Below are 901 nucleotides of genomic sequence, written 5' to 3' on the forward strand. Positions count from 1 at the left end.
GTGACGTCGTTGCGGTTTCCGCCGGTCGCCACCGCGAGCGGGATGCCGGGCGGTCTTTGCTCCGAGGGCCGAGCCGTGCGGCCCTGCGGCACAAGACATGTGCAACCCCAGCCGAGGGTGGTGAGCGGGAGCGGGGCCTGTACGGGAGTTCGCCCTATGCGCTCGCTCGCGGCCGTATAGACCGGTCGGTGCCACTCTCGATCATGAGGGGACGCATAGACGGTCTACTGGTCCTAGGCCGGAGGCTCACCCCGGCCGATGGTCATGGACCAGTGCACCTCGGACGGAGCGGTCACGCCCACCGTGGGCTTCTCCGCTCCGGAGACGCCGATCTGGTTGGAGGTGGTCCTGGTCTCACCTGCCAGGCACTCCAACGGGAACGTCACGTTGACCGTCTTCACCACGACCGTGATCGTTCCAGCCGACACGTCAACAGCGCTCCTCCGGCACCTCGCTACGGAGAAGGAACGACCATGACGAACCACGCAGAACTCGACTACCTGAAGAACCTTGACTGGTTCTCCGACGGCCGAGTCGCCCACCGTGACAACGAGGACCTCAGCAGCCCTCCCTTCGATGTCAGCGAGCACGTCTGGACCTGCATCTTGAATGGCGCGGCCAGCGGCGAGTTCGACATCAGGACGCGTTGAGGAAGAGCATGAGCAGCCGCCTGCCGTGAACTGTCAGACGGGTGTTGCGATGGCACACGGAGACCTCCGGTGCGGTGCAGTCCTGGACGGCTTCACCACGCCGGAGGTCTTCGCCGTGATCAAGCCCGTCGGCGTCAGCAACGCTCTTGATCCGGACACCGGGAGCCGGGCACGAGCGCTCCCACCCCGGTCAGGTACGGCGGGCGCGGATCACGATGGTCGCGCCCGCCGCGACGGCGAGTGCGGCGGCG

3 protein-coding genes are annotated in these 901 nt (G+C 66.8%); 2 read left to right on the top strand and 1 reads right to left on the bottom strand.

What is annotated here, in order from left to right; all coding sequences use genetic code 11:
• Positions 1-233: 233 nt before the first annotated feature.
• Positions 234-428, bottom strand: a complete 195-nt coding sequence (locus LPA54_RS33135) for a hypothetical protein (protein WP_193457049.1) — start codon at positions 426-428, stop codon at positions 234-236.
• Between the two features lie 45 nt (positions 429-473).
• Here LPA54_RS33135 and LPA54_RS33140 point away from each other — a divergent pair, with 45 nt between their 5' ends.
• Positions 474-650, top strand: a complete 177-nt coding sequence (locus tag LPA54_RS33140) for a DUF397 domain-containing protein (protein WP_228984445.1) — start codon at positions 474-476, stop codon at positions 648-650.
• Between the two features lie 49 nt (positions 651-699).
• A partial coding sequence (locus LPA54_RS33145) for a hypothetical protein (RefSeq protein WP_228984446.1) occupies positions 700-901 on the top strand: 202 nt, incomplete at its 3' end.

This window comes from Streptomyces sp. DH12 (assembly GCF_020873895.1).
Lineage (GTDB): Bacteria > Actinomycetota > Actinomycetes > Streptomycetales > Streptomycetaceae > Streptomyces.